Source organism: Pseudomonas sp. LFS074 (genome assembly GCF_047978165.1).
Taxonomy (GTDB): domain Bacteria; phylum Pseudomonadota; class Gammaproteobacteria; order Pseudomonadales; family Pseudomonadaceae; genus Aquipseudomonas; species Aquipseudomonas putida_P.
The window spans coordinates 3,075,440-3,101,431 of record NZ_JBFPFV010000001.1 but is presented as its reverse complement, the minus strand read 5'-3'; the positions used below and the strand labels follow the sequence as shown (position 1 = coordinate 3,101,431).

Annotated in this window: 22 protein-coding genes and 1 pseudogene; 18 read left to right on the top strand and 5 right to left on the bottom strand. The window is 63.0% G+C overall.

Annotated features, from left to right (window positions below; translation table 11 throughout):
* The first annotated feature begins 23 nt into the window (after nucleotides 1-23).
* The 15 genes from proW to ACNQP3_RS14125 all read left to right on the top strand — a co-directional run bounded on the left by proW (nucleotide 24) and on the right by ACNQP3_RS14125 (nucleotide 16,493).
* A complete protein-coding gene (gene proW, locus ACNQP3_RS14195; RefSeq protein ID WP_012272329.1) occupies nucleotides 24-977 on the top strand; it encodes a glycine betaine/L-proline ABC transporter permease ProW in 954 nt (317 codons plus the stop codon).
* Nucleotides 978-1,047: 70 nt separating this feature from the next.
* A complete protein-coding gene (gene proX / locus ACNQP3_RS14190) occupies nucleotides 1,048-2,076 on the top strand; it encodes a glycine betaine/L-proline ABC transporter substrate-binding protein ProX (RefSeq protein WP_060493653.1) in 1,029 nt (342 codons plus the stop codon).
* Nucleotides 2,077-2,154: 78 nt separating this feature from the next.
* Nucleotides 2,155-3,210 carry a GlxA family transcriptional regulator gene (locus ACNQP3_RS14185; RefSeq protein ID WP_264317258.1) on the top strand — a complete coding sequence of 352 codons (1,056 nt, stop codon included), beginning with the start codon at nucleotides 2,155-2,157 and terminating at the stop codon, nucleotides 3,208-3,210.
* Nucleotides 3,211-3,433: 223 nt separating this feature from the next.
* Complete coding sequence (locus tag ACNQP3_RS14180; protein WP_012272326.1) at nucleotides 3,434-4,390, top strand: AraC family transcriptional regulator; 957 nt, start codon at nucleotides 3,434-3,436, stop codon at nucleotides 4,388-4,390.
* A gap of 127 nt (nucleotides 4,391-4,517) precedes the next feature.
* Nucleotides 4,518-5,876: a benzoate 1,2-dioxygenase large subunit gene (gene benA / locus ACNQP3_RS14175; protein WP_069942614.1), complete on the top strand. Its 1,359-nt coding sequence runs from the start codon at nucleotides 4,518-4,520 to the stop codon at nucleotides 5,874-5,876.
* Nucleotides 5,873-6,358, top strand: coding sequence for a benzoate 1,2-dioxygenase small subunit (benB, locus tag ACNQP3_RS14170; protein ID WP_012272324.1), 486 nt, complete (start codon nucleotides 5,873-5,875; stop codon nucleotides 6,356-6,358). Before benA ends, benB begins: the two co-directional genes overlap by 4 nt.
* 72 nt (nucleotides 6,359-6,430) lie before the next feature.
* Nucleotides 6,431-7,441, top strand: coding sequence for a benzoate 1,2-dioxygenase electron transfer component BenC (gene benC, locus ACNQP3_RS14165; protein ID WP_264317257.1), 1,011 nt, complete (start codon nucleotides 6,431-6,433; stop codon nucleotides 7,439-7,441).
* A gap of 145 nt (nucleotides 7,442-7,586) precedes the next feature.
* Nucleotides 7,587-8,348 carry a 1,6-dihydroxycyclohexa-2,4-diene-1-carboxylate dehydrogenase gene (locus ACNQP3_RS14160; protein ID WP_012272322.1) on the top strand — a complete coding sequence of 254 codons (762 nt, stop codon included), beginning with the start codon at nucleotides 7,587-7,589 and terminating at the stop codon, nucleotides 8,346-8,348.
* Between the two features lie 57 nt (nucleotides 8,349-8,405).
* Nucleotides 8,406-9,734 carry an MFS transporter gene (locus ACNQP3_RS14155; protein WP_012272321.1) on the top strand — a complete coding sequence of 443 codons (1,329 nt, stop codon included), beginning with the start codon at nucleotides 8,406-8,408 and terminating at the stop codon, nucleotides 9,732-9,734.
* 28 nt (nucleotides 9,735-9,762) lie between these two features.
* Nucleotides 9,763-10,677 carry a catechol 1,2-dioxygenase gene (gene catA, locus ACNQP3_RS14150; RefSeq protein WP_264317256.1) on the top strand — a complete coding sequence of 305 codons (915 nt, stop codon included), beginning with the start codon at nucleotides 9,763-9,765 and terminating at the stop codon, nucleotides 10,675-10,677.
* 116 nt (nucleotides 10,678-10,793) lie between these two features.
* Entirely contained in the window at nucleotides 10,794-11,993 is a 1,200-nt protein-coding gene (locus ACNQP3_RS14145; RefSeq protein WP_041166493.1) for a benzoate/H(+) symporter BenE family transporter, read from the top strand.
* Nucleotides 11,994-12,047: 54 nt separating this feature from the next.
* Nucleotides 12,048-13,298 (top strand): OprD family porin, encoded by a 1,251-nt coding sequence (locus tag ACNQP3_RS14140; protein WP_012272318.1) that lies wholly within the window; start codon nucleotides 12,048-12,050, stop codon nucleotides 13,296-13,298.
* Nucleotides 13,299-13,372: 74 nt separating this feature from the next.
* Nucleotides 13,373-14,431, top strand: coding sequence for a metal-dependent hydrolase (locus tag ACNQP3_RS14135; protein ID WP_060515000.1), 1,059 nt, complete (start codon nucleotides 13,373-13,375; stop codon nucleotides 14,429-14,431).
* Nucleotides 14,432-14,500: 69 nt separating this feature from the next.
* The gene (locus ACNQP3_RS14130; protein ID WP_012272316.1) at nucleotides 14,501-15,412 is read left to right on the top strand and encodes a LysR family transcriptional regulator; all 912 of its coding nucleotides are present in this window, start codon (nucleotides 14,501-14,503) and stop codon (nucleotides 15,410-15,412) included.
* A gap of 100 nt (nucleotides 15,413-15,512) precedes the next feature.
* Nucleotides 15,513-16,493: an LLM class flavin-dependent oxidoreductase gene (locus tag ACNQP3_RS14125; protein WP_264317255.1), complete on the top strand. Its 981-nt coding sequence runs from the start codon at nucleotides 15,513-15,515 to the stop codon at nucleotides 16,491-16,493.
* Between the two features lie 47 nt (nucleotides 16,494-16,540).
* Here ACNQP3_RS14125 and ACNQP3_RS14120 read toward each other — a convergent pair whose 3' ends face one another.
* The 4 genes from ACNQP3_RS14120 to ACNQP3_RS14105 all read right to left on the bottom strand — a co-directional run bounded on the left by ACNQP3_RS14120 (nucleotide 16,541) and on the right by ACNQP3_RS14105 (nucleotide 21,852).
* Nucleotides 16,541-17,638, bottom strand: a complete 1,098-nt coding sequence (locus ACNQP3_RS14120; RefSeq protein ID WP_264317254.1) for an alkene reductase — start codon at nucleotides 17,636-17,638, stop codon at nucleotides 16,541-16,543.
* Between the two features lie 95 nt (nucleotides 17,639-17,733).
* Nucleotides 17,734-18,744, bottom strand: a complete 1,011-nt coding sequence (locus ACNQP3_RS14115) for an aldo/keto reductase (RefSeq protein WP_060493662.1) — start codon at nucleotides 18,742-18,744, stop codon at nucleotides 17,734-17,736.
* Nucleotides 18,745-18,816: 72 nt separating this feature from the next.
* Nucleotides 18,817-20,337, bottom strand: coding sequence for an FAD-dependent oxidoreductase (locus tag ACNQP3_RS14110; protein ID WP_060515001.1), 1,521 nt, complete (start codon nucleotides 20,335-20,337; stop codon nucleotides 18,817-18,819).
* Between the two features lie 186 nt (nucleotides 20,338-20,523).
* Nucleotides 20,524-21,852 (bottom strand): MFS transporter, encoded by a 1,329-nt coding sequence (locus ACNQP3_RS14105; RefSeq protein ID WP_012272311.1) that lies wholly within the window; start codon nucleotides 21,850-21,852, stop codon nucleotides 20,524-20,526.
* Between the two features lie 163 nt (nucleotides 21,853-22,015).
* On the opposite strand from ACNQP3_RS14105, the gene ACNQP3_RS14100 reads away from it, so the two are divergent.
* Complete coding sequence (locus tag ACNQP3_RS14100; RefSeq protein ID WP_012272310.1) at nucleotides 22,016-23,113, top strand: sugar diacid recognition domain-containing protein; 1,098 nt, start codon at nucleotides 22,016-22,018, stop codon at nucleotides 23,111-23,113.
* Nucleotides 23,114-23,238: 125 nt separating this feature from the next.
* Nucleotides 23,239-24,384, top strand: coding sequence for a glycerate kinase (locus tag ACNQP3_RS14095; protein ID WP_264317253.1), 1,146 nt, complete (start codon nucleotides 23,239-23,241; stop codon nucleotides 24,382-24,384).
* Nucleotides 24,385-24,390: 6 nt separating this feature from the next.
* On the opposite strand, the gene ACNQP3_RS14090 is transcribed toward ACNQP3_RS14095, so the two are convergent.
* The gene (locus tag ACNQP3_RS14090; RefSeq protein WP_012272308.1) at nucleotides 24,391-25,290 is read right to left on the bottom strand and encodes a LysR family transcriptional regulator; all 900 of its coding nucleotides are present in this window, start codon (nucleotides 25,288-25,290) and stop codon (nucleotides 24,391-24,393) included.
* A gap of 127 nt (nucleotides 25,291-25,417) precedes the next feature.
* Between ACNQP3_RS14090 and ACNQP3_RS14085 the strand changes: the two are divergent.
* Nucleotides 25,418-25,978 (top strand): annotated as a pseudogene (locus ACNQP3_RS14085) (SDR family NAD(P)-dependent oxidoreductase); the annotation flags it as partial.
* Nucleotides 25,979-25,992: the final 14 nt, after the last annotated feature.

Sequence of the window (25,992 nt, the reverse complement as noted above, 5' to 3'; positions counted from 1 at the left end):
TTTATTAGAACAGGTAAGCCCTCATGTCCGAATTCAGCCTGCTTGACCCGTTCCAGGCGGCCACCATCCCCTTGGGCGACTGGGTCACCGCGACCCTGAACTTTCTGGTGCACAACTTCCGCGAGGTGTTCCGCGCCATTCGCTGGCCAATCGACCAGGTGCTCAATGGCATCGAGTTCACCCTGCAGAGCATCCCGCCCACCATCGGCATCCTCCTTTCGTCATTGCTGGGCTGGCAGCTGGCAGGCAAGCGCATGGCGGTACTGTGCTTCATCACCCTGACCTTGCTCGGCCTGATCGGTGTGTGGTCGGAGTCGATGACCACCCTGGCCCTGGTACTGACGTCGGTGTTCTTCTGCGCGGTCATCGGCATTCCGTTGGGTATCGTCTGCGCCCGCAGCAACCGCCTGGAAAGCATTATCCGCCCGCTGCTCGATGCCATGCAGACCCTGCCGGCGTTCGTTTACCTGGTCCCGGTGGTGATGCTGTTCGGCATCGGTAATGTACCTGGCGTGCTGGTGACCATCGTGTTCGCCCTGCCGCCGCTGGTGCGCCTGACCAACCTGGGTATTCGCCAGGTGCCGGAAGACAAGATCGAAGCCGCCCGCGCTTTCGGCTGCACCCCACGGCAGATGTTGACCCGCGTGCAACTGCCGCTGGCCACTTCGACCATCATGGCTGGCCTCAACCAGACCCTGATGCTGTCGCTGTCGATGGTGGTCATCGCCTCGATGATTTCGGTCGGTGGCCTGGGCCAGATGGTACTGCGCGGCATCGGCCGGCTGGACATGGGCCTGGCCACGGTCGGTGGCGTGGGGCTGGTGCTGCTGGCGATCTTCCTCGACCGCCTGACCCAGGCCATGGGCGCCCGCACCAGTGCCGACCCGAGCCTGCGCTGGTACCACACTGGCCCCGCAGGCGTGGTGATGCGCCTGTGTGGCGCAGCGCCCGTGAAAGGGCGGCGCAAGACCGCCTGAGCACAGCAAGACACTTGATACGTTCGATCTGCCGCACTTGAAGATAAAAATCAGAAGAAGGTAAGCGACGATGCACGAATCCAAATTCACCCGCAGCATCCTCAAATGTGCCACGGCATTGACCCTGGTGGCCGCTGCGCTGGGCGCAAACGCTTCGGCGGACAAACCGGGTGATGGCGTGAAGGTAACGCCGATTTTCCCCTCGATCGCCGAAGAGCGTTTCCGCGGTGAAGTGGCCATGGAAGGCCTGCGCGAGCTGGGCTACAACGTGCAGGAACCCAAGGAGACCGAATACGGCGTGATGATGGTGGCCTTGGCCAACGGCGATGCCGACTTCACCGTGCACCTGTGGGAAAAACTGCACGACAAGTTCTACCAGCAGGCTGGCGGCGATGATGTGATGGTCAAGACCGGCAACATTCTGCCGGGTGTCGCCCAGGGCTACTTGATCGACAAGAAAACCGCCGACCAGTACAACATCAAGTACATCACCGACCTGAAAAAGCCGGAAATCGCCAAACTGTTCGACACCGACGGCGACGGCAAGGCCGACATGACCGGTTGCAATCCGGGCTGGGGTTGCGAGCTGGTGATTTCCCACCACATGAAGGCCTACGACCTGGACAAGAGTGTCAACGTCAACCAAGGCTCGTACTTTGCGCTGATGGCCGACACCATCGCCCGTTACAAGGAAGGCAAGCCGATCCTGTATTTCACCTGGGTGCCGCAGTGGATCGCCAGCGTGCTGGTCGAAGGCAAGGATGTGGTCTGGCTGGAAGTGCCGAAGACCGACCTGCCTGATGGCAAGAACGACGTCGACACCACCTACCACGGCAAAAACCTGGGCTTTGCCATCGACAAGGTGGTGGCCGTGCTGAACAAGGACTTTGCCGAAAAGAACCCGGCGGCGCTGAAGTTCCTGTCGCTGGTGCAGATCAACACCGACGACGAGAGCAACCAGAACCTGAAGATGCAGCAGGGCGAGAAGAAGCCCAAAGACATCGAGCGCCATGCCAAGCAGTGGGTTGCCGCCCACCGCCAGCAGTTCGATCAGTGGCTGCAAGCCTCACGCGACGCAGCGGCCCAGGCCGGCAAGTAACCTGTTCCAGCACTGCTGGCTTCTTCGCGGGCAAGCCCGCGTGGAAGCCAATGCAACTCCCGCAGTTGAGTTAAAGCCATGAGCCACTTCGAAAGCATCCTCAAAAGCACCAACCTGGCCCACCTGGCCCCGGCCATCCGCACTTCGCTTTCAATGCCGTGCCAGCGCGTGGCCTTCGTCCTGCGCGAGCACTTCTCGATGATGGCCTTCACAGCTGCGATGGACAGCCTGGTCACCGCCAACCTGATGAGTGCCACGCCGTTGTTCCAGATCCAGGTGGTGGGCGAGGGCGCGCAAGTGATGAGCGACCTGGGCATCGCCTTGCCGGTCAACACTCAGCTCGCTGACCTGGATGTGCACGGCCTTGACTGCCTGCTGGTGTGTGGTGGCTTTCGCGTGCGCCTGGAGGCCGCGCCGCAACTGCGTGCCAAGTTGCGCCAAGCCGACCAGTACGGCTGCCAACTGGGCGGGCTGTGGAACGGCGCTTACTTCCTGGCCGAGGCTGGCTTGCTCAATGATCACGACTGCGCCTTCCACCCCGATGGCCGAGCGATGATGAACGAGCTGTTCCCCAAAGTACGTATCAGCCGCCAGGCCCATGTGCTGGACCGGCGACATATGAGCTGCGCCGGTGCCAGCAGTGCCTTGGACATGATGTTGGCAATGCTTGAACAGTGCGGTGGCGTACCCTTGCGCCGGGCCGTGGAGCAGATGCTGGCCTGTGACCGTGCGCGGGTCATGAGCGACGCACCTGCCAGCGCCCCGGAAATCGACCCCAGCCTGCCCAAGGGGGTGCGCCTGGCCCTGGAATTGATGCATGCCAATATCGAAGACCCCATTGGCATCGACGAAATCGCCGAACATGCCGGCTTGTCTCGCCGGCACTTGGAGCGGCTGTTCCGCCGCCATGTGCAGGCCACACCACCGCGTTACTATCTGGAGCTGCGCCTGACCCATGCGCGCCAACTGTTGCAACACACCAGCAAGTCATTGACCGAGGTGGCAGTGGCCAGCGGGTTTGTCAGTTTCCCGCATTTCTATCGGCGGTTTCGTGAGTTGTTTGCCGTTGCTCCGCGCCAATATCGTGCCCGTAGCCAGGGGTGGGCAGGGCGGCAGGAAGAAACTGTTCGATAAACGAACACAGGCTGCACCTGGCCTGTCCGTTATCCGCCCATCCAATCCCATCGCCGCATTGCCCAACCCCCGCCTTTTTGCTGTAGTGTGCCCATCCACCGGTTGTCGCCTGCCCCCGCGACCCGCAACCGGCCCGATAGAATGACCGTGACGACCGCAACCACAGCCCACAAGGCAGTAGGACGCGGCGACCAGAACAATAACGATACCGAGTGCCTTGCCTATGGAAAGCCGCCTGCTGAGCGAACGCAGTAGCGTGTTTCACCACGCCGACCCTTATGCTGTGTCCGATTATGTGAACCAGCATGTGGGCCAGCATTGCATCGGTCTGTCGCGTACCACCCACCCTCAGGCCAGCCTCAGCCACCGCAAGTTCGCCGAACTCGACTTGTGTCGTATCAGCTACGGTGGCAGCGTGCGCGTTACCTCGCCAGCACTGGAAACCATTTACCACCTGCAAGTGCTGCTCAACGGCAATTGCCTGTGGCGCGGGCACAAGCGCGAACAGCACCTGATTCCAGGGGAGCTGCTGCTGATCAACCCGGACGACCCAGTTGATCTGACTTACTCAGAAGACTGCGAGAAGTTCATCCTCAAGGTGCCGACCCGCTTGCTGGACTCGATCTGCGATGAACAGCGCTGGCATCGGCCAGAAGGCGGCGTGCGGTTCTTGCGCAACCATTATCGGTTGGATGAACTGGACGGGTTCGTGAACCTGCTGGCGATGGTTTGCCATGAAGCGGAAGTGAGCGACTCGCTACCCAGGGTGCAGGGCCATTACAGCCAGATTGTCGCCAGCAAGCTGCTGACCCTGATGAGCACCAATATCCGCCGCGAAAGCCTGGGATCGCCTGGCGTAAGCCTTGATCGGATCATCGAATATATCGATCGCAACCTCAAACTTGAGCTGCCAGCCGAGGCGCTGGCAGAGCAGGCGTGCATGAGCCTGCGGTCGTTGTATGCGTTGTTCGACCGGCATCTTGGTACTACGCCCAAGCAATATGTGCGTCAGCGCAAGCTGGAGCAGGTGCGTGCCTGTCTGGGAGATGCCAGTTGTGCAGTGCGTAGCGTGACTGAACTGGCCTTGGATTATGGCTTCCTGCACCTGGGGCGCTTTTCCGAAGTGTATCGGCACCAGTTTGGTGAATTGCCTTCGGAAACTTTCCGTAACCGGCGCTGAACTTCGCCACCCCCTTCGCGTGCAAGCCTGCACAAAACGGATACTACTGCGCACAAACCGGATACTCCCGCCTAATACCAGCGCCCAAACTGACCAGGTCTAAACAATAACAATGGAGACCCTGGCCATGTCCCTGGGATTCGACTACCTCAATGCCATGCTCGAGGACGACCGTGAAAAGGGCATCTACCGCTGCAAGCGCGAGATGTTCACCGACCCACGCCTGTTCGACCTGGAGATGAAACACATCTTCGAGGGCAACTGGATCTACCTGGCCCATGAAAGCCAGATCCCCGAAAAGAACGACTTCCTCACCCTGACCATGGGGCGCCAGCCGATTTTCATCGCGCGCAACAAGGACGGTGAGCTCAATGCCTTCCTCAATGCCTGCAGCCACCGTGGCGCCATGCTGTGCCGGCACAAGCGCGGTAACCGCTCCAGCTACACCTGCCCATTCCACGGCTGGACGTTCAACAACAGCGGCAAGCTGCTGAAGGTGAAAGACCCGAGCAATGCCGGCTACCCCGACAGCTTCAACTGCGACGGCTCCCACGACCTGACCAAGGTGGCGCGCTTCGAGTCGTACCGGGGCTTTCTGTTCGGCAGCCTGAACGCCGATGTAAAACCGCTGGTGGAACACCTGGGCGAGTCGGCCAAGATCATCGACATGATCGTCGATCAGTCGCCGGAGGGTCTGGAAGTGCTGCGCGGTGCCAGCTCGTACATCTACGAAGGCAACTGGAAGCTCACCGCCGAAAACGGCGCCGACGGCTACCACGTCAGCTCCGTGCACTGGAACTACGCCGCTACCCAGAACCAGCGCAAGCAGCGCGAAGCGGGTGACGAGATCAAGACCATGAGCGCCGGTTCCTGGGCCAAGCAGGGCGGCGGCTTCTACTCCTTCGACCACGGCCACCTGCTGCTGTGGACCCGCTGGGCCAACCCCGAAGACCGCCCGGCCTACGAGCGCCGCGACCAGCTGGCCGCCGACTTCGGCCAGGCCCGCGCCGACTGGATGATCGAAAACTCGCGCAACCTGTGCCTGTACCCCAACGTTTACCTGATGGACCAGTTCAGCTCGCAGATCCGCGTTGCCCGGCCGATTTCGGTGAACAAGACCGAAATCACCATCTATTGCATCGCGCCGAAAGGCGAGAGTGCCGATGCCCGTGCCAAGCGCATCCGCCAGTACGAAGACTTCTTCAATGTCAGCGGCATGGCCACCCCGGACGACCTGGAAGAGTTCCGCTCGTGCCAGACCGGCTACGGCGGCGGCACCGGTTGGAACGATATGTCCCGCGGTGCTAAACATTGGGTCGAAGGCGCTGATGAGGCCGCCAAGGAAATCGAACTCGAACCGCTATTGTCCGGCGTGCGCACCGAGGACGAAGGCCTGTTCGTGCTGCAGCACAAGTACTGGCAGGACACCATGATCCAGGCCCTCAAGGACGAACAGCAACTGATCCCCGTGGAGGCCGTGCAATGAGCCTGTATGAAACCGTGCGCGACTTTCTCTACCGTGAAGCGCGCTACCTGGACGACGCCCAGTGGGACCAGTGGCTGGAGCTGTACGCCAGCGACGCCACCTTCTGGATGCCCAGCTGGGATGATGACGATACCCTGACCGAAGACCCACAGAGCGAAATCTCGCTGATCTGGTACGGCAACCGGGGTGGCCTGGAAGACCGAGTGTTCCGCATCAAGACCGAACGCTCCAGCGCGACCGTGCCCGACACCCGCACCTCGCACAACATCAGCAACATCGAGATCGTCGAACAGGGCGAGGGCAGCTGCCAGGTGCGTTTCAACTGGCACACCCTGAGCTTCCGCTACAAGACCACTGACAGTTATTTCGGCACCAGTTTCTACACCCTCGACCTGCGCGGCGAACAGCCGCTGATCAAGGCCAAGAAGGTGGTGCTGAAAAACGACTACGTGCGTCAGGTCATCGACATCTACCACATCTGACACAAGGTTTTGCGAGCACTGCCCGGTGCGTCCTGCGACGCGCCGTGGGCCGGCTCGCCCGCGAGGTGCAACATGAGCTACCAGATCGCACTGAATTTCGAAGACGGCGTTACCCGTTTCATCGAGGCAAGCGGCCACGAGACCGTGGCCGATGCCGCCTATCGCCAGGGCATCAATATTCCGCTGGACTGCCGCGACGGTGCTTGCGGCACCTGCAAATGCAAGGCCGAATCCGGGCGCTATGACCTGGGCGACAACTTCATCGAAGACGCCCTGAGCGAAGACGAAATCGCCGAAGGCTACGTGCTGACGTGCCAGATGCGCGCCGAAAGCGACTGCGTGATCCGCATTCCGGCTTCGTCGCAGCTGTGCAAGACCGAGCAAGCCAGTTTCGAGGCGGCCATCAGCGATGTGCGCCAACTGTCGGCCAGTACCATTGCCCTGTCCATCAAGGGCGAGGCCCTCAGCCGCCTGGCATTCCTGCCGGGGCAGTACGTCAACCTCAAGGTGCCGGGCAGCGAGCAAAGCCGCGCCTACTCGTTCAGCTCACTGCAGAAGGACGGCGAAGTCAGCTTCCTGATTCGCAACGTGCCGGGCGGGCTGATGAGCAGCTTCCTCACCAACCTGGCCAAGGCCGGCGACAACATGAGCCTGGCCGGGCCGCTGGGCAGCTTTTACCTGCGGCCAATCCAGCGCCCGCTGTTGCTGCTGGCGGGAGGGACCGGGCTGGCACCGTTCACTGCAATGCTGGAGAGGATCGCCGAGCAGGGCAGCGAGCATCCGCTGCACTTGATCTATGGCGTGACCAACGACTTCGACCTGGTCGAACTCGACCGCCTGCAAGCGCTGGCGTCGCGCATCCCCAACTTCACCTACAGCGCCTGCGTGGCCAACCCGGACAGCCAGTACCCGCAGAAGGGTTACGTGACTCAGCACATCGAGCCACGCCACCTCAATGACGGCGATGTGGACGTGTACCTGTGCGGGCCGCCACCGATGGTAGAAGCGGTCAGCCAGTACGTGCGTGAGCAGGGCATTACCCCGGTCAACTTCTACTACGAGAAGTTTGCGGCGGCGGCCTGACTCCTTTACCCCGAACACAACACTGCCCCCTGTAGGAGTGGGTTTACCCGCGAAGAGACCGGCCGGTACAGCGGTTATGTCTTGTCGGACGCATTCGCGGGTAAACCCGCTCCCACAGGGATCGTGGTGAACCGGAGAGATGGATATGAACAATAGATTCCAAGGCAAGGTCGCCCTGGTCACCGGTGCCGCCCAAGGCATCGGCCGGGGTGTGTGTTGGCGGCTCAAGGCCGAGGGCGCGCAAGTGGTCGCGGTAGACCGTTCCGAGCTGGTCCACGAACTGGCCGGCGAGGGCATGCTCACCCTCACTGCCGACCTGGAGCAACACGCTGACTGCGCCCGAGTCATGGCCAGTGCGGTCCAAGCCTTCGGCCGCCTGGACATCCTGGTCAACAACGTTGGTGGCACCATCTGGGCCAAGCCTTTCGAGCACTACGAAGTCGAGCAGATCGAAGCCGAAGTGCGCCGCTCGCTGTTCCCGACCCTGTGGTGCTGCCATGCCGCGCTGCCGTACATGCTCGAACGCGGCAGCGGCGCCATCGTCAACGTCTCGTCCATCGCCACCCGTGGCGTCAACCGTGTGCCCTATGGCGCGGCCAAAGGTGGCGTCAACGCGCTGACCGCGTGCCTGGCCTTTGAAACCGCCGGCCGCGGCATCCGCGTTAACGCCACCGCGCCCGGCGGCACCGAAGCACCGCCCCGGCGCGTGCCGCGTAACAGCGCCGAGCAGAGCGAGCAGGAAAAACGCTGGTACCAGCAGATCGTCGACCAGACCCTCGACAGTAGCCTGATGCACCGCTACGGCAGCATCGACGAGCAGGTGGGCGCCATTTTGTTCCTTGCCTCTGACGAGGCTTCGTACATCACCGGCGTGACCCTGCCGGTAGGGGGCGGCGACCTCGGCTGAGCAGCAACCTCACGGCAACAGCTTTCCTCCACAACAAAAACAAGAGCGACAGATGCCATGCGAACCCTTGACGTACACCCGATCATCGATAATGCGCGCTTTACCCCGTTTCACTGGATGGTCATGGCCTGGTGCGGCCTGCTGCTGATCTTCGACGGCTATGACCTGTTCATCTACGGCGTGGTACTGCCGGTAATCATGAAAGAGTGGGGCCTGACCCCGTTGCAGGCGGGTGCGCTGGGCAGCTATGCGCTGTTCGGCATGATGTTCGGCGCCTTGGCATTCGGCAGCCTGGCCGACCGCATCGGGCGCAAGAAGGGCATTGCCATCTGTTTCGCCTTGTTCTCGGGGGCGACCATTCTCAATGGCTTCGCCAGCAGCCCGAGCGAGTTTGGCATCTACCGCTTCATTGCCGGCCTGGGCTGTGGCGGCCTGATGCCCAACGCCGTGGCACTGATGAACGAGTACGCGCCCAAACGCCTGCGCAGCACGCTGGTGGCGATCATGTTCAGCGGCTATTCGCTGGGCGGCATGCTGTCGGCGGGCGTTGGCATCTTCATGCTGCCGCGCTTTGGTTGGGAATCGATGTTCTTCGCCGCTGCGGTGCCACTGTTGCTGTTGCCGGTGATCCTCTACTACCTGCCGGAATCCATCGGTTTTCTGGTGCGTCAGGGCCGTAGCGATGAAGCGCGCAAGCTGCTGAAACGGCTGGACCCGAACTGTGACGTGCAGGCCGATGACGTGCTGCAGGCGGCTGATCGCAAAGGCAGCGGGGCGTCGGTACTTGAGCTGTTCCGCAACGGCCTGGCGATTCGTACCCTGGCGCTATGGCTGGCGTTCTTCTGCTGCCTGCTGATGGTCTATGCGTTGAGTTCCTGGCTGCCCAAGCTGATGGCCAACGCCGGTTACAGCCTGGGTTCGAGCCTGTCGTTCCTGCTGGCCCTGAACTTTGGCGGCATGGCCGGGGCGATCCTCGGTGGCTGGCTGGGTGACCGCTACAACCTGGTCAAGGTGAAGGTGGCGTTCTTCATTGCCGCTGCGCTGTCGATCAGCCTGCTGGGGGTGAACAGCCCAATGCCCGTGCTGTACCTGCTGATCTTCATCGCCGGCGCCACCACCATTGGTACGCAGATTCTGCTGTATGCCGGCGCTGCGCAAATGTACGGCTTGTCGGTGCGCTCCACCGGGCTGGGCTGGGCTTCGGGCATCGGCCGCAACGGCGCCATCGTCGGCCCGCTGCTGGGCGGCGCGCTTATGGGTATCAACCTACCGCTGCAACTCAATTTCATAGCCTTCGCCATCCCTGGCGCCATCGCAGCGCTGGCCATGGCCGTGCACTTGGCCAGTGGCCGGCGCCACGCTCAGGCCGTTGCGGCGCAGGCCTGAACCGAAAAGAACAAGATGAGGTAAACCCATGACCGTGAAAATTTCCCAAACTGGCGAAGTACAGCAGTTCTTTGCAGAGGCCGCAGGCGTTGGCAACGATGCCGGCAGCCCTCGGCTCAAGCGCATCGTGCAGCGTGTGCTGCAGGACACTGCGCGGCTGATCGAAGACCTGGAGATCAGCGAGGACGAGTTCTGGCATGCCGTCGACTACCTGAACCGCCTGGGTGGCCGCGGCGAAGCCGGGCTGCTGGTGGCGGGCCTGGGCCTCGAGCACTTCCTTGACCTGCTACAGGATGCCAAGGACCAGCAGGCCGGGCTGGTCGGCGGCACCCCACGCACCATCGAAGGCCCGCTGTACGTGGCCGGTGCACCGATTGCCCAAGGTGAAGTGCGCATGGACGACGGTAGCGAGGAGGGCGTAGCCACGGTGATGTACCTGCAAGGCCAGGTGCTCGACCCGCAAGGGCAGCCGCTGCCAGGCGCCACGGTGGACTTGTGGCATGCCAATACCCGTGGCACCTACTCGTTCTTCGACCAGAGCCAGTCTGAATACAACCTGCGTCGGCGCATCGTCACCGATGCCGAAGGGCGTTACCGCGCACGCTCCATCGTGCCGTCGGGTTACGGATGTGACCCGCAGGGGCCAACCCAGGAGTGCCTGGACCTGCTGGGCCGCCACGGCCAGCGCCCGGCGCATGTGCACTTCTTCATCTCGGCGCCGGGTTACCGGCACCTGACCACGCAGATCAACCTGTCGGGGGACAAGTACCTGTGGGATGACTTTGCCTATGCCACGCGCGATGGGCTGGTGGGGGAAGTGGTGTTCGTCGAAGGCGAGGCGGGGCGGCATGCCGAGTTGAAGTTCGACTTCCAGCTGCAGACGGCCCTGGGCGGCGCGGATGAGCAGCGCAGCAACCGGCCACGGGCGTTGCAGGACGCCTGAACCACCGAGTTGGCTGCTACGGGGCTCGCTCCCATAGGGATCGCGCGAGCCCCCGAAACTGCCAACACAGAACAAGAGCCAGCCTCCAAGGCCGGCCGATGCCTTGCGAGAGTCTCATGACAACCTTGATCAAGGACAGCTCGCTGTCCGCCATCATCGCCGGCTGCATCGCCACGATGATCTCCTACGCCGGCCCGCTGGTGATCATCTTCCACGCCGCCGAAGCCGCCGGCCTGTCGCACCAGCAACTGTCGTCCTGGGTCTGGGCCGTGTCCATGGGCAGTGCCGTGCTCGGTGCGCTACTGAGCCTGCGCTACCGCGTACCGGTCGTGATCGCCTGGTCCATCCCAGGGTCGGCGCTGCTGGTCACCGCCTTGCCGCAACTGGGGCTGGAGCAGGCCGTGGGCGCCTATCTCGTGGCCAACCTGGTTCTGCTGCTGATTGGCATCAGTGGAGCCTTCGACCGCATTATTGCGCGGTTGCCGGGCTCCATTGCCGCCGGCATGCAGGCCGGCATTCTGTTCAGCTTCGGCATCGAGGTGTTTCGGGCCTTGCCGATGCAACCCATGCTGGTGTTGGCGATGTTCATCACCTACGTGCTGATGCGCCGGGTGCAGCCGCGCTATGCAGTGGCTGCGGTGCTGTGCGTGGGCACCGTGGTGACCGTGGCCAGCGGTGCGTTCCGTAGCGAAGCACTGGTGCTTGAACTGGCCTCGCCCCAGTGGGTCTCTCCGCAGTTCAGCCTGGCGGCGGTGTTCAGCCTGGCGCTGCCGATGGTGCTGGTGGCGCTTACCGGGCAGTTCATGCCGGGCATGGCGGTACTGCGCAACGCCGGCTACCCCACGCCTGCCAGCCCGCTGATCAGCGCCAGCGCCCTGGCCGGGGCACTGCTGGCGCCATTCGGCTGCCACGGGCTGAACCTGGCGGCGGTCACCGCCAGCCTGTGCACCGGCCATGAAGCCCATGAAAACCCGAGGCGGCGCTACGTGGCGGCGGTAGCTGGCAGTGCGCTGTACCTGCTGCTGGGCATTGCCGGGGCCACCTTGATGTCGCTGTTCGCAGCCTTTCCTGCCGCACTGATCGCCGCCCTGGCCGGTCTGGCCCTGTATGGCGCCATCAGCGAGGCATTGGCCCGCAGCCTGGCAGAACCGGCCGAGCGCGATGCCGGGCTGTTCACCTTCCTGGTCACCGCGTCTGGGGTGGCTTTCCTGGGCCTGTCGGCGGCGTTCTGGGGGCTGTTGTTCGGCCTGCTGGCTCACGCACTGCTCCGGCTGCGCCAGCCACGTGCCCAGGAGGTGCTGCGCCGTAACCCATGACCTGCCGTGTTCCCAACGCTTTACCCATAAAAACAAGATCAAGAGAGCTTCGGAATGAATCACACCCCTTGCGTTGCCCTGGGCCTGACGTTGCTCAGCCAGCCACTGCTGGCTGCCGAAGGCGGCTTCTTCGAGGACTCGAAGGCCACCTTGAGTGCCCGTAACTACTACTTCAGCCGCGATTTCTCCGACATCGTCGGGGCCAACAAGCAGTCCAAGGCCGAGGAGTGGGCCCAGGGCTTCATCCTCGACTTCAAGAGCGGCTACACCCCAGGCACGGTCGGCTTTGGCGTGGATGCCCTGGGCCTGCTTGGCATCAAGCTCGACAGCAGCCCCGACCGGGCCAACACTGGCCTGCTGCCGGTGCATGGCGATGGCCGCGCGGCCGACGAGTACAGCCGCCTGGCACCCACCTTCAAGGCACGGCTATCAAAAACCGAGCTGCGTATAGGCGAGCTGCAACCGAACCTGCCGGTGCTGACCTTCAGTGATATTCGCCTGCTGCCACCGACCTACCAGGGCGCCAGTTTGAGTTCGTCGGAAATCGACGGGCTGACCCTGCAGGCCGGTCACTTGAAAAGCACCCACCTGCGCAACGAGGGCGGCGATGGCAAGATGAACGCGATGCTCGGCCATGTGCCGATGCGCCAGGCTGAGAGTGATGCGTTCAACTACGTGGGTGGCGACTACGCCTTCAATGCCAACCAGAGCAGTGTCAGCCTGTGGTACGGGCAACTCGAAGACATCTACGAGCAGGGCTTCGTCGGCCTGAAGCACAGCAAGCCAGTGGGCGACTGGGTACTCAGCGCCAACCTGGGGTACTTCACTGCACGCGAGGATGGCGATGCTTTGCTGGGCAATATCGACAACCAGGCCTTCTTCTCGATGTTCACCGCCCGGCATGGCGGCCACAGTTTCCATGTGGGTTACCAGGGCATCTATGGCGACAGCCCGTTCCCACGGGTATTCGCCAACATTTCGCCGCTGGGTAACGAGGTGCCGACCTATGAGTTTGCCTATACCGACGAACGCTCGTACCAAGTGCGTTACGACTACAACTTCGCCGCCATGGGCGTACCGGGGCTGACGGCGACCGTTCGCTACATAACGGGTAACAATGTCGATACCGGGCTGGGTTACGAAGGGCGTGATCGCGAGCGTGACCTGGATATTGGCTATGCGGTGCAGAGCGGGGTGCTGAAGGGGCTGGGGATTCGGGTACGCAATGCCATGGCGCGGTCCAACTACCGCAGCGACATCGACGAAAACCGCCTGACGCTGGTGTACACATGGCAACTGTTCTAAGCCATTCAGGGGAATTGCGCATCAGGGGTGTATGCAGGTAGCTTCCGAATACGACTCTTTCAGGAATGCCAACCTTGGACTCCATCACCCAAGCCGTACTGGGCGCGGCCCTGCAAGGGACCGTGCTCGGGCGCATTCAGGGCCGCCGCTCGCTGCTGTATGGCGCCGCACTGGGTACGCTGCCAGACCTGGATGTGATCATTCGCTACGCCGACCCGGTGTCGCAGATGACTTACCATCGCGGCTTCTCCCACTCGCTGTTGGTGCTCACCGGGCTGGCCTTGCTGTTGGCCTGGCTGGTCAACAAATGCTGGCCTGGCAAGGGTTATACCTTGCCCAGGCTTTTTCTGGCGTTTTGGCTAGTGTTGGTCACCCACCCGGTACTCGATGCCTTCACGGTCTACGGCACGCAGTTGTTCTGGCCTTTGCAGACCACGCCGCAAAGCTGGGCGGCGGTGTTCATCATCGACCCGGTCTATACCTTGCCGCTGCTGGCTGGGGTGATATACGCCATCATCAAAGGGATGACCGGCCAGGCTACCCGCCTGCTGACCCTGGCATTGGCATTGAGCACCTGCTACCTGGGTTTCGGCCTGGCCGGGCGCATGGCGGCCGAGCAGCGCTTCCAAGCGGCGCTCGACCAGCAAGGTATCGTCGCGAACGAGGTACGTGCCGTGCCGATCGCATTCAACAGTTTGGTCTGGCGGGTACTGGCCAAGACGCCGAATGGCGATTACTACGAAGGCATCAGCAGCGGGTTCGACCGGCAAGTGCCTGAAATGCAGCGTTTGCCGCGCAACCTGGCGCTGGCGCAAGCATTGAAGAACGATCCTTTGCACCAGCGTTTGCGTTGGTTCACCGATGACTGGTTGCGGTACGACCAGATAGGCGACGCGCTGGTGGTCACCGACCTGCGCATGGGCATCCCCGGGAACTACACCTTCCGTTTCAACATGGCGCACCGTGATCACCAAGGGCACTGGGTGGTCGATGTACCTTCGCAGTGGAAAGGCAGCGGGCCTGGTTCGATGCTTGATGGTGATGATCTGCTGCTCATCTGGCGGCGCATTGTCTATCAGCAACCACCCCTGCCGCTGGCCAGCTGGACAGACCGCTACCTTGAAGGTCGATAGGGGCCAGCACCTTGTATTGGCTGGAATTGCACCCATCTAAGGCGGTCTCATCAGCGTCAGGATAACACCATGGAACCCAACCGCTTCGGCGACATCGCCGCCTTCGTCAGCGCCGCGAAGGCTGGCAGCTTCACCGCCGCCGCTGCCAGCCTGGGCCTGACCCGTTCAGCGGTGGGCAAGAGCATCGCGCGCCTGGAAGCACGCATGGCGGTACGCCTGCTCAATCGCACCACGCGCAAACTGAGCCTCACCGATGAAGGCCTGGTGGCGTTCGAGCGCTGGCGGCAGATTCTGGATGACCTGGACGAAGTTGAAAGCACCATGGCCCAGCGCCGTGGCAAACCCACCGGCACCCTGCGCCTGACCGCGCCGCTGTCGCTCGGCCAGCGCCATGTACTGCCGATTCTCGACCAGTACCTCAAGCAATGGCCCGAACTGCGTGCGGACATCCGTTTTACCGACCGTTTCGTCGACCTGGTGGAGGAGGGCGTGGACGTCGCCGTGCGCATAGGTGCCCCCAAGGAGGACTCGCAGTTGCTGACTCGCACGGTGGCCTGGCAGCAGTTCGTGACCTGCGCATCGCCTGCTTATCTGGAAAAACGCGGCGTACCTCAAGTGCCCGGTGACCTCTACGGCCACGACAAGATTGCCTTCCTCGCGGGCGAAAAGGCCATGCCCTGGCGCTTTCACACCGAAGCCGGCCTGCACCTGTGCGAAGACCCCGGGCGGCTGAACATAGACAGTTCCGAGGCCATGCTCGACGGCGCCCGGGCCGGTTTCGGGCTGATTCACCTGCCCACCTACATCACCGGCGACGACCTGCGCGCCGGCACCCTGGTGGAAGTACTGCATGGCTACCGGCCACCGGCAGACCCGATTCGCATCGTGTACCCGAGCAAGCGCCACTTGTCCCCTCGGGTACGCGGCTTCATCGATTTGCTGGTGGCCAGCTGGGAACCGGGCGTGCCCTGGGAATACTGATTGGGGAATGACAGGCCCCTATGCCGGGCCTGAAGCTGGGTTTATCGCTGGCGGCGGAGCATAGAAACTGTCAGCCACTGATAATCCCACTGGAGACCCCATGACTGCACTGTCCGTACTGGATCTGGTCATGATCGGCGAAGGCAAGACCTTCGCCGACGCGATCGAAGAATCCCGCCAGCTGGCGCGGCATGTCGAGCAACAGCACTACAGCCGTTACTGGATCGCCGAACACCATGACATGCCGGGCATCGGCTCGGCTGCCACTTCGCTGGTGATCAACGAAATTGCCAATGCCACCCAACACATCCGTGTCGGTGCCGGTGGCATCATGCTGCCCAACCATGCACCGTTGGTGGTGGCCGAGCAGTTCGGCACCCTCGACACCTTGCACCCAGGCCGCATCGACCTGGGCCTGGGCCGTGCGCCAGGTACTTCCGGGCCGACCGTGCGCGCCTTGCGCGGTGCCGCGCCAGAGCGTGATTTCAGCCAGGACATCGCCGAGCTGCGGGATTACCTGGCCGACAATGGTAAACGCCGAGTGCGTGGTGTGCCCGGCAGACACGATGTGCCGGTGTGGATCCTTGGTTCCAGCCTGTTTGGCGCCGATCTAGCGGCCAAGCTGGGCCTGCCTTATGCCTTCGCCTCACACTTTGCCCCGCGTTACCTGCTGCAGGCAATTGCCCATTACCGGGCCAACTTCCAGCCTTCCGAGCAGTTGGCCAAACCCTATGTGATGGTGGGCATGAACCTGTTCGCCGCCGCCAGCGATGCCGAGGCGGACTACCTGGCCAGCTCGCACCGCAAGTGGATGCTGGACCTGCACGTCGGGCGCTTGGGCTTGTTGCCCAAACCGCAGGAGGGCTATGTCGAACGCCTGCCTGAGCATGAGCGTGCGGTACTTGAACAGGTCATGGCCTGTACGGTGGCCGGTGGGCCACAGCGGGTACGGGAAGGGCTGCGCTCGCTGATCGAACAGACCGATGCGGACGAGCTGATGATCGACTGCCGCATCCATGACCCGCTGGCGCGGCAGCGCTCGCATGCCTATGCAGCGCAGGCGCTGGCCGAACTGCGTTAAAGCTGCTGGCAAGAAAAACGGGAGCCAGCTGAGCTCCCGTTTCAGCATCAAGCCTGCTTCAGGAACGGATAGTCCGTGTACCCTTCAGGCCCATTGGCGTAATCGAACTGCGCCCTGTGCTCATTCAACGGCGCCTGCAGCCGCAGCCGCTCCACCAGGTCCGGGTTGGCGATGTAGCTGCGCCCAAACGCCACGGCATCGATCAAGCCGCGGGCGATCAGGTCTTCACCTTTCTCGGCGGTGTAGGCACCTGCTGCGATGATCACCCCTGGGTAGGCCGCGCGTATCGCCTGGCGGAATTCGTCACGCAGCGGCTTGCCGCCAGCCCAGTCCGGCTCGGACAGGTGCAGGTAGGCAAGGTTGCGCTTGGCCAGCTCGCGGATCAGATACAGACCAGCGGCTTCCTGGTCTTCGCCATTGTCCACGCCATTGAAGCCACCCAGCGGGAATACACGGATACCCACACGTTCGGCGCTCCAGCTGGCAATGGCTGCGTCCACCGCTTCAAGCACGATGCGTGCACGGTTTTCGACACTGCCGCCGTAGCGGTCTTCGCGCTGGTTGGCGCTTGGCGTCAGGAACTGATGCAACAGATAACCGTGCGCAGCGTGCAACTCGATGAAATCGAAGCCAGCCGCGCGGGCATTGACCGCTGCCTGACCGAAGTCGGCAACGATCTCGGCGATTTCCGCTTCGCCGAGCGCCCGTGGCGCCGAGGTTTCCACGCGCATCAGGTTGCCTTGCTCGTCACGCAGGGTCGTACGCGCACCGGCCGGCAGCGCCGATGGCGCCACCGGCGCTTCGCCGCCAGGTTGCAGCGAGGTGTGCGACACCCGCCCGGTGTGCCACACCTGAACGGCGCTGTGGCCGCCATCAGCATGAATACCTTGGTTGATGTGCTGCCAGGCAGCGATCTGTTCGGCGCTGTGAATGCCGGGCGAGCCGGAATAGCCCTTGGCCTGGAAGGAGATCTGCGTGGCCTCGGTGATGATCAACCCGGCGCTGGCACGCTGGCGGTAGTACTCGGCCATCAGCGCGGTGGGTACGTCGCCCGGTTCCAGGCTGCGCAGCCGGGTGAGGGGGGCCATGAACACACGGTTGGGCAAGGTGAGTGGGCCGATTTGCAGCGGTTGCAAGAGTTTCATTGCAGCTCCAGAGGTGAAAAACCAATGGTGCGCACGATACCGAGGTGATTGGGGAAAGGGGGGACCGGGAGCCCGGCGTTGGGCTCCCCAATGGCTCAGCTACGCGCCATCCGCCCGCTCACATAATGGGCCACATCATTGAACCCCGGTGTCGACGCATGCCCAGGCGTCACCAGTGAATCGATGAAGGCTTCATCCTCTGCGGTTATCTTCACCGCCAGTGCGCCGCCGTAGGTCTCCCACTGCTCTTCGGTACGTGGCCCGACAATCGCAGAGCTCACCAGTTGGTTGTTCAACACCCAGGCAATGGCGAACTCGACAATGCCAACACCCTTGGCCTCGACATACGTTTGAATCTGCCGGGCAATGGCCAACGACTCCTGGCGCCATTCCACTTCCATGATGCGTTTGTCCTGCCGCCCTGCACGGCTCCCGGCGTCCGGTACGGCGCCCGGCGCATACTTGCCACTGAGCACGCCTCGGGCCAGCGGGCTGAAAGGCACTACGCCAAGGCCATGGGCCGCTGCGGCGGTGAGTTGCTCGGGCTCGGCCTGGCGGTTGACGATGTTGTACAGCGGCTGGCTGACCACCGGCTTGGGTATGCCCAGGCGCTCGGCAATGTGGCAAACCTCGGCAATGCGCCAACCACGGAAGTTGGACACGCCCCAGTAACGGATCTTGCCCTGGCGCAGCAAGTCGCCAACGGCCTGCACGGTTTCTTCCAGCGGCACCTTGTGGTCTTCGCGGTGCAGGTAGTAAATGTCGAGGTAATCCATGCCCATGCGGGTCAGCGTGGCCTCCAGGGCATTGAAGATGTGCTTGCGCGACAGCCCGCTGCGGTTGGGCAGGCCGTCGGCCGGGCCGAAGCCGACCTTGCTGGCGACGATCCAGTCGTGGCGATGGCGCGCCACGGCTTCACCGACGATTTCTTCCGAGCGCCCAGCGTTGTACACATCGGCGGTATCGATGAAATTGATGCCCTGATCCCAGGCCTTGTCGATGATGCGCAAGGCGTCCTCGGTGCTGGTCTGCTCGCCGAACATCATGCTGCCCAGGGTAAGGGCGGAAACCTGCAGGCCACTGTGGCCGAGTGGGCGGTAGATCATGCGCGGGGGTCCTTTTGCAGTCGGCTGATCCACCTGTTTTACACACAACCGGGACGCATTGAAAGGCGGCCTTCAGCCAATCACCTGCAACGCCTCCTGCAGGCTCAATGGCCGCTTCATGCGTTGCGACAGCGCCGCCATGGCATCGGAGTAACCCTTGGCGATCACGGCTTCGACCCGTTCATCCACACACTGCAGGGCAATGAAATCGCCGTTCTCGGGCTCACCGACGAACTCGATCCGGTTCCAGTCCTGGGCATGGCCGAGTACTTCATAGGTGCGGCCGTGCTGGTAAGTCCAGAAGAACGGCACATCGGCATAGCGGCGTTGTTCGCCAAGCATGTTGGCGGCAGCGATCACCCCATGTTGCTGGGCCAGGCGCCAGTGCTCGATACGCACTGGCCGGCCACTGAACGGAAAGGTGGCGATATCACCTGCAGCCCACAGCCCATCGGCAGCGCGCATTTCTGCATCGACTCTCACGGATTTGTCCTCGGTCAGCGGCACACCTTGAAGGAAGCCAGTGGCCGGTTTGACGCCAGTCCCCAGCAGCACCAGGGGTGTCTGCAGCCGTTCACCGTTGGCCAACTGCACGGCTTCGACGCTGCCCTGGCCCTCGATGCGTTGAACGTCAGTGGGGCCGTGGAAAGTGACACCTTTGCGTTCATGCAGCTCACGGATGCTGCGGCCGATACGTTCACCCAACTGCCGGGCCAGTGGGGCTTCATGGCGAGTGACCACGTGTACTTGTACGCCATATTTGCGCAATGCCGAGGCGGCTTCGAGGCCGATAAAGCCGTCACCGACGATCACCACGGGTTGGCCAGGCTCGGCAGCGTCCAGCAACTGGGCGGCATCCTCCCGAGAGCGAAGGGTGAACACCCCGGGCAGATCAACACCGGCAATGTCTGGGCGCAGGGCTTTGGCGCCGGTTGCCAGCAGGCAGGCGTCATAGTCGATCTGCTGGCCATCGGCGAGCGTAAGTTGGCGTTTCTGGCTGTTCAGTGTGCGCACCTTGCCATGCTTGCGCTCCAGATGGCCCTTGCGCAGGGCGTCGGCTTCGAACAGTGCGGGCACCTCATCGGGCGCCATCTGCCCGGCAATCACGAATTTGCTCAGGGCCGTGCGGTCGTAGGCTGGCTGGCGTTCCTGATCGACCCACACCAACCGGCCAGCGAAGCCATGGGCCAGCAAGGTGGCAACCGCAGCGCTGCCGGCGGCACCGGCACCGACCACCACGAAGCAGCGAGCATCGCTGTGCCTGGGCGGCTCGATCACTGGCAGTGGTTGGTCATCGACCCAAATTTCATCGTCCTTGACCCAAGCCTTGTAGCGTCGCAGGTCGGCCAGCGCAGGGGGTTCACAAACAACCCCGTCGTCTACGGCGAAAGCCGCTTTGTGCCAGGGGCAGACCAGCAGACCGCCGCAAACCACGCCTTCATCCAGAGGGGCACCTGCATGGGGGCAATTGCCCTGGTAGGCATGCACCTGATCGCCCTGGCGGATGAGGATGAGTTCTTCGTTGCCGGCCTGTACGCGCAGGGGGCGGTGTTCGTCGAGCTGGGCCAGGCGGGCCACGGCGTGCTGGGTCATGGGGCTACTCCAAAGGGGCCTTTGGAACCATTTGACGCCTGGGATGAGGAGGAAATGCGTTGAGCTGACGATCGGTGGACAATCCGGCCTGGGCGGGCCTCGTCGCGGGTAGGCCCAACCCCACAGGATCACCTCAGTCTTTGAGGTTGTGGTATCCCTGTGGGGCCGGGTTTACCCGCCAATGCCTTAATTGGCCCGTGCAGTATTCAACGCACCCGCGCGGGTAACGCGCAAGGCCACCAGGCTACCCAGCACGATCAGCGCCGCCAGCGAATACAGCGCGGCGTCGGTGGAGCCGGTCTGGTCCTTGATGAAGCCCACCAGGTAAGGGCTGAGGAAGCCGGCCATCTGGCCCACCGAGTTGATCAACGCCAGGCCCGCGACCGCTGCACCGGCACTGAGTAACGCGGTTGGCATTGGCCAGAACATCGGCAGGCCGGTTAGCGCGCCCATGGTGGCGATCGACAGGCCAAGAATGGCGATGGTGGGGTTAGCCGCAAAGTTCACCGCAATCAACAGGCCGACGGCACCCATCAGCATCGGCACCACAAGGTGCCAGCGGCGTTCGTTGCGCAGGTCTGCCGAGCGCCCGCAAAGGATCATGAACACACCGGCCAGCAGGTACGGGATGGCACTGAGCCAGCCGATCAGCAGCGGGTTGTCGAAGCCCATGCCCTTGATGATCGATGGCAGCCAGAAGTTGATCGCGTACACGCCGCTTTGGATACAGAAGTAGACGAAGCCAAAGGTCCAGATCAGCGGGTTGGTCAACACCGCCAGCACGCTGTCACCGGTGGTGGTCGGCTTGCTGGCGGCATCGGCCTCCAGGTCGGCGGCGATCAGTTGGCGTTCGCTCGGGCTCAGCCAGGTGGCTTTCTGGTAGCCGTCACTGAGCAGGAACACCGCCAGTACGCCCAGTGCAACAGTTGGCAAGCCCTGGATCAGGAACATCCACTGCCAGCCGGCCAGGCCGTGCTGGCCGGCGGCGAAGTGCTCGAGAATCCAGCCGGAGAACGGCCCGCCGAGCAGGCCCGACACCGGGATCGCCGACATGAACAGGGCCATGATGCGCCCGCGTCGGGCCGCCGGGAACCAGCGCGAGAGGTACAGCACCACACCCGGGAAGAAGCCGGCTTCGGCGGCACCGGTGAGCAGGCGCAGGGTGTAGAACTCGGTTGGGGTGGTGACGAACAGCAGGCAGGTGGAGAGGCTGCCCCAGGCGATCATCATCAGCGCGATCCAGCGCCGTGGGCCAAAGCGGTTGAGCGCCAGGTTGCTCGGCAAACCGCACAAGACGTAGCCGATGAAGAAGATGCCAGCGCCAAGGCCGTACACCGTTTCGCTGAACTTAAGGGCGTCGAGCATCTGCAGCTTGGCAAAGCCGACGTTGACGCGGTCCAGGTAGTTGAACAGGTAGCAGATGAAAATGAACGGAATCAGCCGCAGGGTGATGCGCCGGTACAGCGCGTTGCGGGTGGTGTCCGTGCCTTGGTCAGGGGCGGGGCTGTGTGCCATGATCGGGTTCTCTGTTGTTATGGTTTTCGCCGCGTCGCCTGTTCCGGCGCTCGCCCTGACGAGTCTCGGGGACTGCGGCTAGCCTGTCTTTGTGCTTTTGCACAGTGCTCGGCCCAAGCTGCTGTGCCCGAGCCCAAAAGCCTAACACCTAAAGGACCACGCAATGTTCGAGCTCGACCATGACCTGGCGCAGGATATCGTTGACCGGGCGATGGCCATCCTGCCGTGCAACGTCAATGTCATGGACAGCCAGGGCCTGATCCTGGGCAGTGGCGAACCGGAACGCATCAACACCCGTCACGAGGGGGCACAGCTGGTGTTGGCCAACGGCCGGATCGTCGAGCTGGATACCGACGCAGCCAAATGCCTGAAGGGCGTGCAGCCGGGGGTCAACCTGCCGTTGATGCTCGATGGCCGGCTGATGGGCGTGCTGGGCCTGACCGGTGACCCGCAACAGGTGCGCACCTATGGCGAACTGGTACGCATGACCGCCGAAATGCTGCTGGCCCAGCGCAATCTACAGGCAGACCAACAGTGGCGAAGGCAGCGCTGTGACGACCTGCTGGCGCTGTTGCTGGGCGGCAGCGGTGACTCCCCGCGCTTGCTTGACGAAGCTCGCCAACTTGGCCTGAAACCCCAGCTACCGCGGGTACCGTGCCTGTTTGAAATTGCCTCGGGGTCAACGGCCGAGGCGCTGGCCGCATGGTTGACGAGCCGATACCCGGATAGCTGGTGCGTAAGCCCGGCGCGCCAGTCGTTGTTGTGGTGCCGCCCGGCAGGAGTAGCACTGGATGAGCTGCGCCTGCTGGAGCGCCTGCAACGCCATGGCTGGGAGGTCGAACGGCTGGCCCTGGGCAGTGTTGCTCAGAGCCTGGAGCAGGTACGTCGGGGTTACCGCCGGGTACGTGACCTGTTGGCCTATGGCCGCGAGGTATTGCCCACCCAACGCTTGCTTAGCCTGCAGCGTTACCGGTTGCCGGCACTGCTGTGGCGCCACCGCAACGATGACGCACTGGATGAGTTGCTGGAGCCGCTACAGCGTATTCGCAGCAAGGACGGCAGTGGCCAGTTGCTCACCACCCTACGCGCCTGGTGTGCCCATGACGGCCAGAGCCAGGCCTGTGCCGATGCCCTGGGCATTCACCGCAACAGCCTGCGCTACCGCCTGGAGCGGATTGCCGAACTGGGCGAGGTCGACCCGTTGCGTATGGAAGGGATGCTTAGCTTGTACCTGGGGCTACAGCTGTTGCCGGCAGACTGAAGCGCAAGCAGGGTGCGTCACGAAGGCATCCGCCCAAACAACCTGCCCGGCGTTTTGTGCATTTGACCGAGGCGACCCAAGCGGGCACCTGTCAGCATGCCGCTCATCAGGACAGGAGAAACCCCATGAAGATCGTCATTGCCCCCGACTCGTTCAAGGACAGCCTCGACGCTGCAGGTGTCGCCCGCGCCATCGCTGCGGGCCTTGGCCAAGTGTGGCCGGACGCTGAACGGGTCGAGTGCCCGATGGCCGACGGCGGCGAAGGCACCATGGAGGCGATCCTTGCTGCCAGCCATGGCGAACTTCGCCGTCAGGCCGTGCGCGGGCCACTGGGGCACTGCGTCGAGGCCGGTTGGGGCTGGTTGCCACAAAGTCGCACGGCGATCATCGAGATGGCCCAGGCCAGTGGCCTGCAATTGGTGCCAACCGGCCAGCGCGATGCATGCCGCAGCAGCACCTGGGGCACCGGCGAGCTGATCGCAGCGGCCCTGGCCGCTGGCGCGCAGCGGGTGGTGCTGGCCATCGGCGGCAGCGCCACCAATGACGCCGGCAGTGGCATGTTGCGCGCGCTTGGCCTGCGCCTGCTGGATGCCGACGGCCATGCGCTGGAGGAGGGCGGCCTGGCCCTGGCCAAGTTGGCACGTATCGATGCCAGCGACCTCGATCCGCGCTTGGCCGAGGTGCAATTTGAAGTGGCCGCAGACGTCGACAACCCGCTGTGCGGCGTCAACGGGGCATCGGCGATCTTCGGCCCGCAGAAGGGTGCCAGCGCGCAGCAGGTGGAGGCGCTGGACATGGCACTGGGGCATTTTGCCGACCATTGTGCACGGCTGCTGGGGGAAGATGTACGTGACTATCCGGGTTGCGGCGCCGCAGGTGGCATGGGTTTCGCCGCGCGGGCCTTCATGGGCGCGCAGTTCCGCCCAGGCGTGGAGGTGGTGGCCGAGCTGGCCGGCCTCGATGCGCTGGTACACGGCGCAGACCTGGTGGTAACCGGCGAAGGCCGTTTCGATGCGCAGACGCTGCGCGGCAAAACCCCAATGGGGGTGGCTCGAGTGGCCAAGCGCCATGGCGTGCCGGTGGTGGTACTGGCCGGGACCTTGGGTGAGGGCTATCAGCAGTTGTATGCCCATGGGGTGGATGCTGCATTCGCCCTGGCCAGCGGGCCGATGAGCCTGGAACAGGCGTGTGCCAATGCGGCTGAATTGTTGCAGGCTCGGGCTTGCGACATTGGGAGGCTGTGGCGTAGCGCGACCCAAGGCCACGCCTAGAAAGCCTTATGCCTGCGTGTTGAACATGGCAATGAAGTTGGCCAGCGCCGGCGAAGCGTTCTGGGCGCTCCACTTCATGTACAGCCCAAGGCCTGGGGCCGGTTGATCATCGATCGGCCGGATCGGGCGAAACCGCACGCGCTCGCGCGGCGTTGAACTGGCAAACGATTCCGGCACCAGCGCCACGCCAAAACCGCAAGCCACCAGGCCAAGCAGGGTATGGATCTGCGCGGCCTCCTGTACCACCTTTGGGTAGAAACCCGCCGCCTCGCACAGGGCAACCAACTGCGCGTGATAGCCGCCGCCCAGTGCTTGCGGGGTAAAGACGAAGTCTTCCTCGGCAAACTCGCGCAGGTCGATTTCTTCGTGCTGAGCCTTCGGATGGCTTGCGGGCAGGGCCATGACGATCTGCTCGTCAAGCAGCAACCGTGCTTCAAGGGTGCCCACCGGCAGCGGCAACCTGCGCATGAAGCCGATGTCCGCCTCGCCGGCCAGCAACGCTTTGGCCTGCGAGGCCGATGGCATCTCGCGGATGGTCAGTTGCACGTTTGGATAGGTCTCGCGAAAGCTGCGCAGGCTGCTGAGCAGCGAGTCGTAATAGGCGATGGAAATGGCTGTGATGGTCAGCTTGCCGCTGACCCCCGCGGACACATTGCGGGCGTACTCGATCCCCTGTTCCAGCTCAGCCAACGTGCGGTAAGCCGTATCTAGAAAAGCTGTACCTGCCGCCGTCAGACGAACACCGCGCTTGTTGCGCAGAAACAGGCCAAAACCGAGCTTTTCCTCGAGCCGGTTGATTGCCTGGCTCAATGGCGGTTGTGCCATGTGCAGGCGCTCGGCGGCCTTGTGAAAATGCAGCTCTTCGGCCACGGCGATGAACTGCCTCAGCAAACGTGTTTCGATCATCCTGCATTCCTAACAGCACGGCGATTTGGCGGTGATATCTGTGAGATATCAAAGTTGCATGCTTTTAATATTAAGTCATTGATTTTTTTGTTGATATCGTAAAAAGGAGAATTGAAGGTAGCCAGAAATGCCCGTTACAGACCCTTTCCACAATAAAGTTGCGGTCATTACAGGTGCCGCACAGGGCCTGGGCCTGGCCTACGCCATGGCGTTGGCCGAACGCGGCGTGCGGGTAGTGATCAGCGACCTGGGCACCGACCGTTCGGGGCAAGGGCAGGACGCCTCGGCGCTCGAGCACGCACTGGCGGCCATGCGCGCCAAGGGCTTCGCGGTGGTTGGGCACGCAGGGCAGCTGGAAAACGAGGCCGCCTGCAAGCAACTGGTCGAGCTGGCCGTCGCGCATTTCGGTGCGCTGGACATCCTCATCCACAATGCCGGTTGGGTCGACTATCAGCGTATCGAGGCCCAGGACGACGCCTTCTTGCAGCGCGCCTTGGGCATCAACGTGCAGGCACCGGTGTGGCTGGCCAAGCATGCCTGGCCACACCTCAAACGCTCCGCAGCACCGCGGATAGTGCTGACCACCTCCGACCGCGCCATGTACCAACGCTATGCCCAGCCTGGCCTGGTGGCCTATGCCGCTGGCAAGATGGCCCAGGTCGGTATCATGAACGCCCTGAGCATGGAGGGCCAGGAGCACGG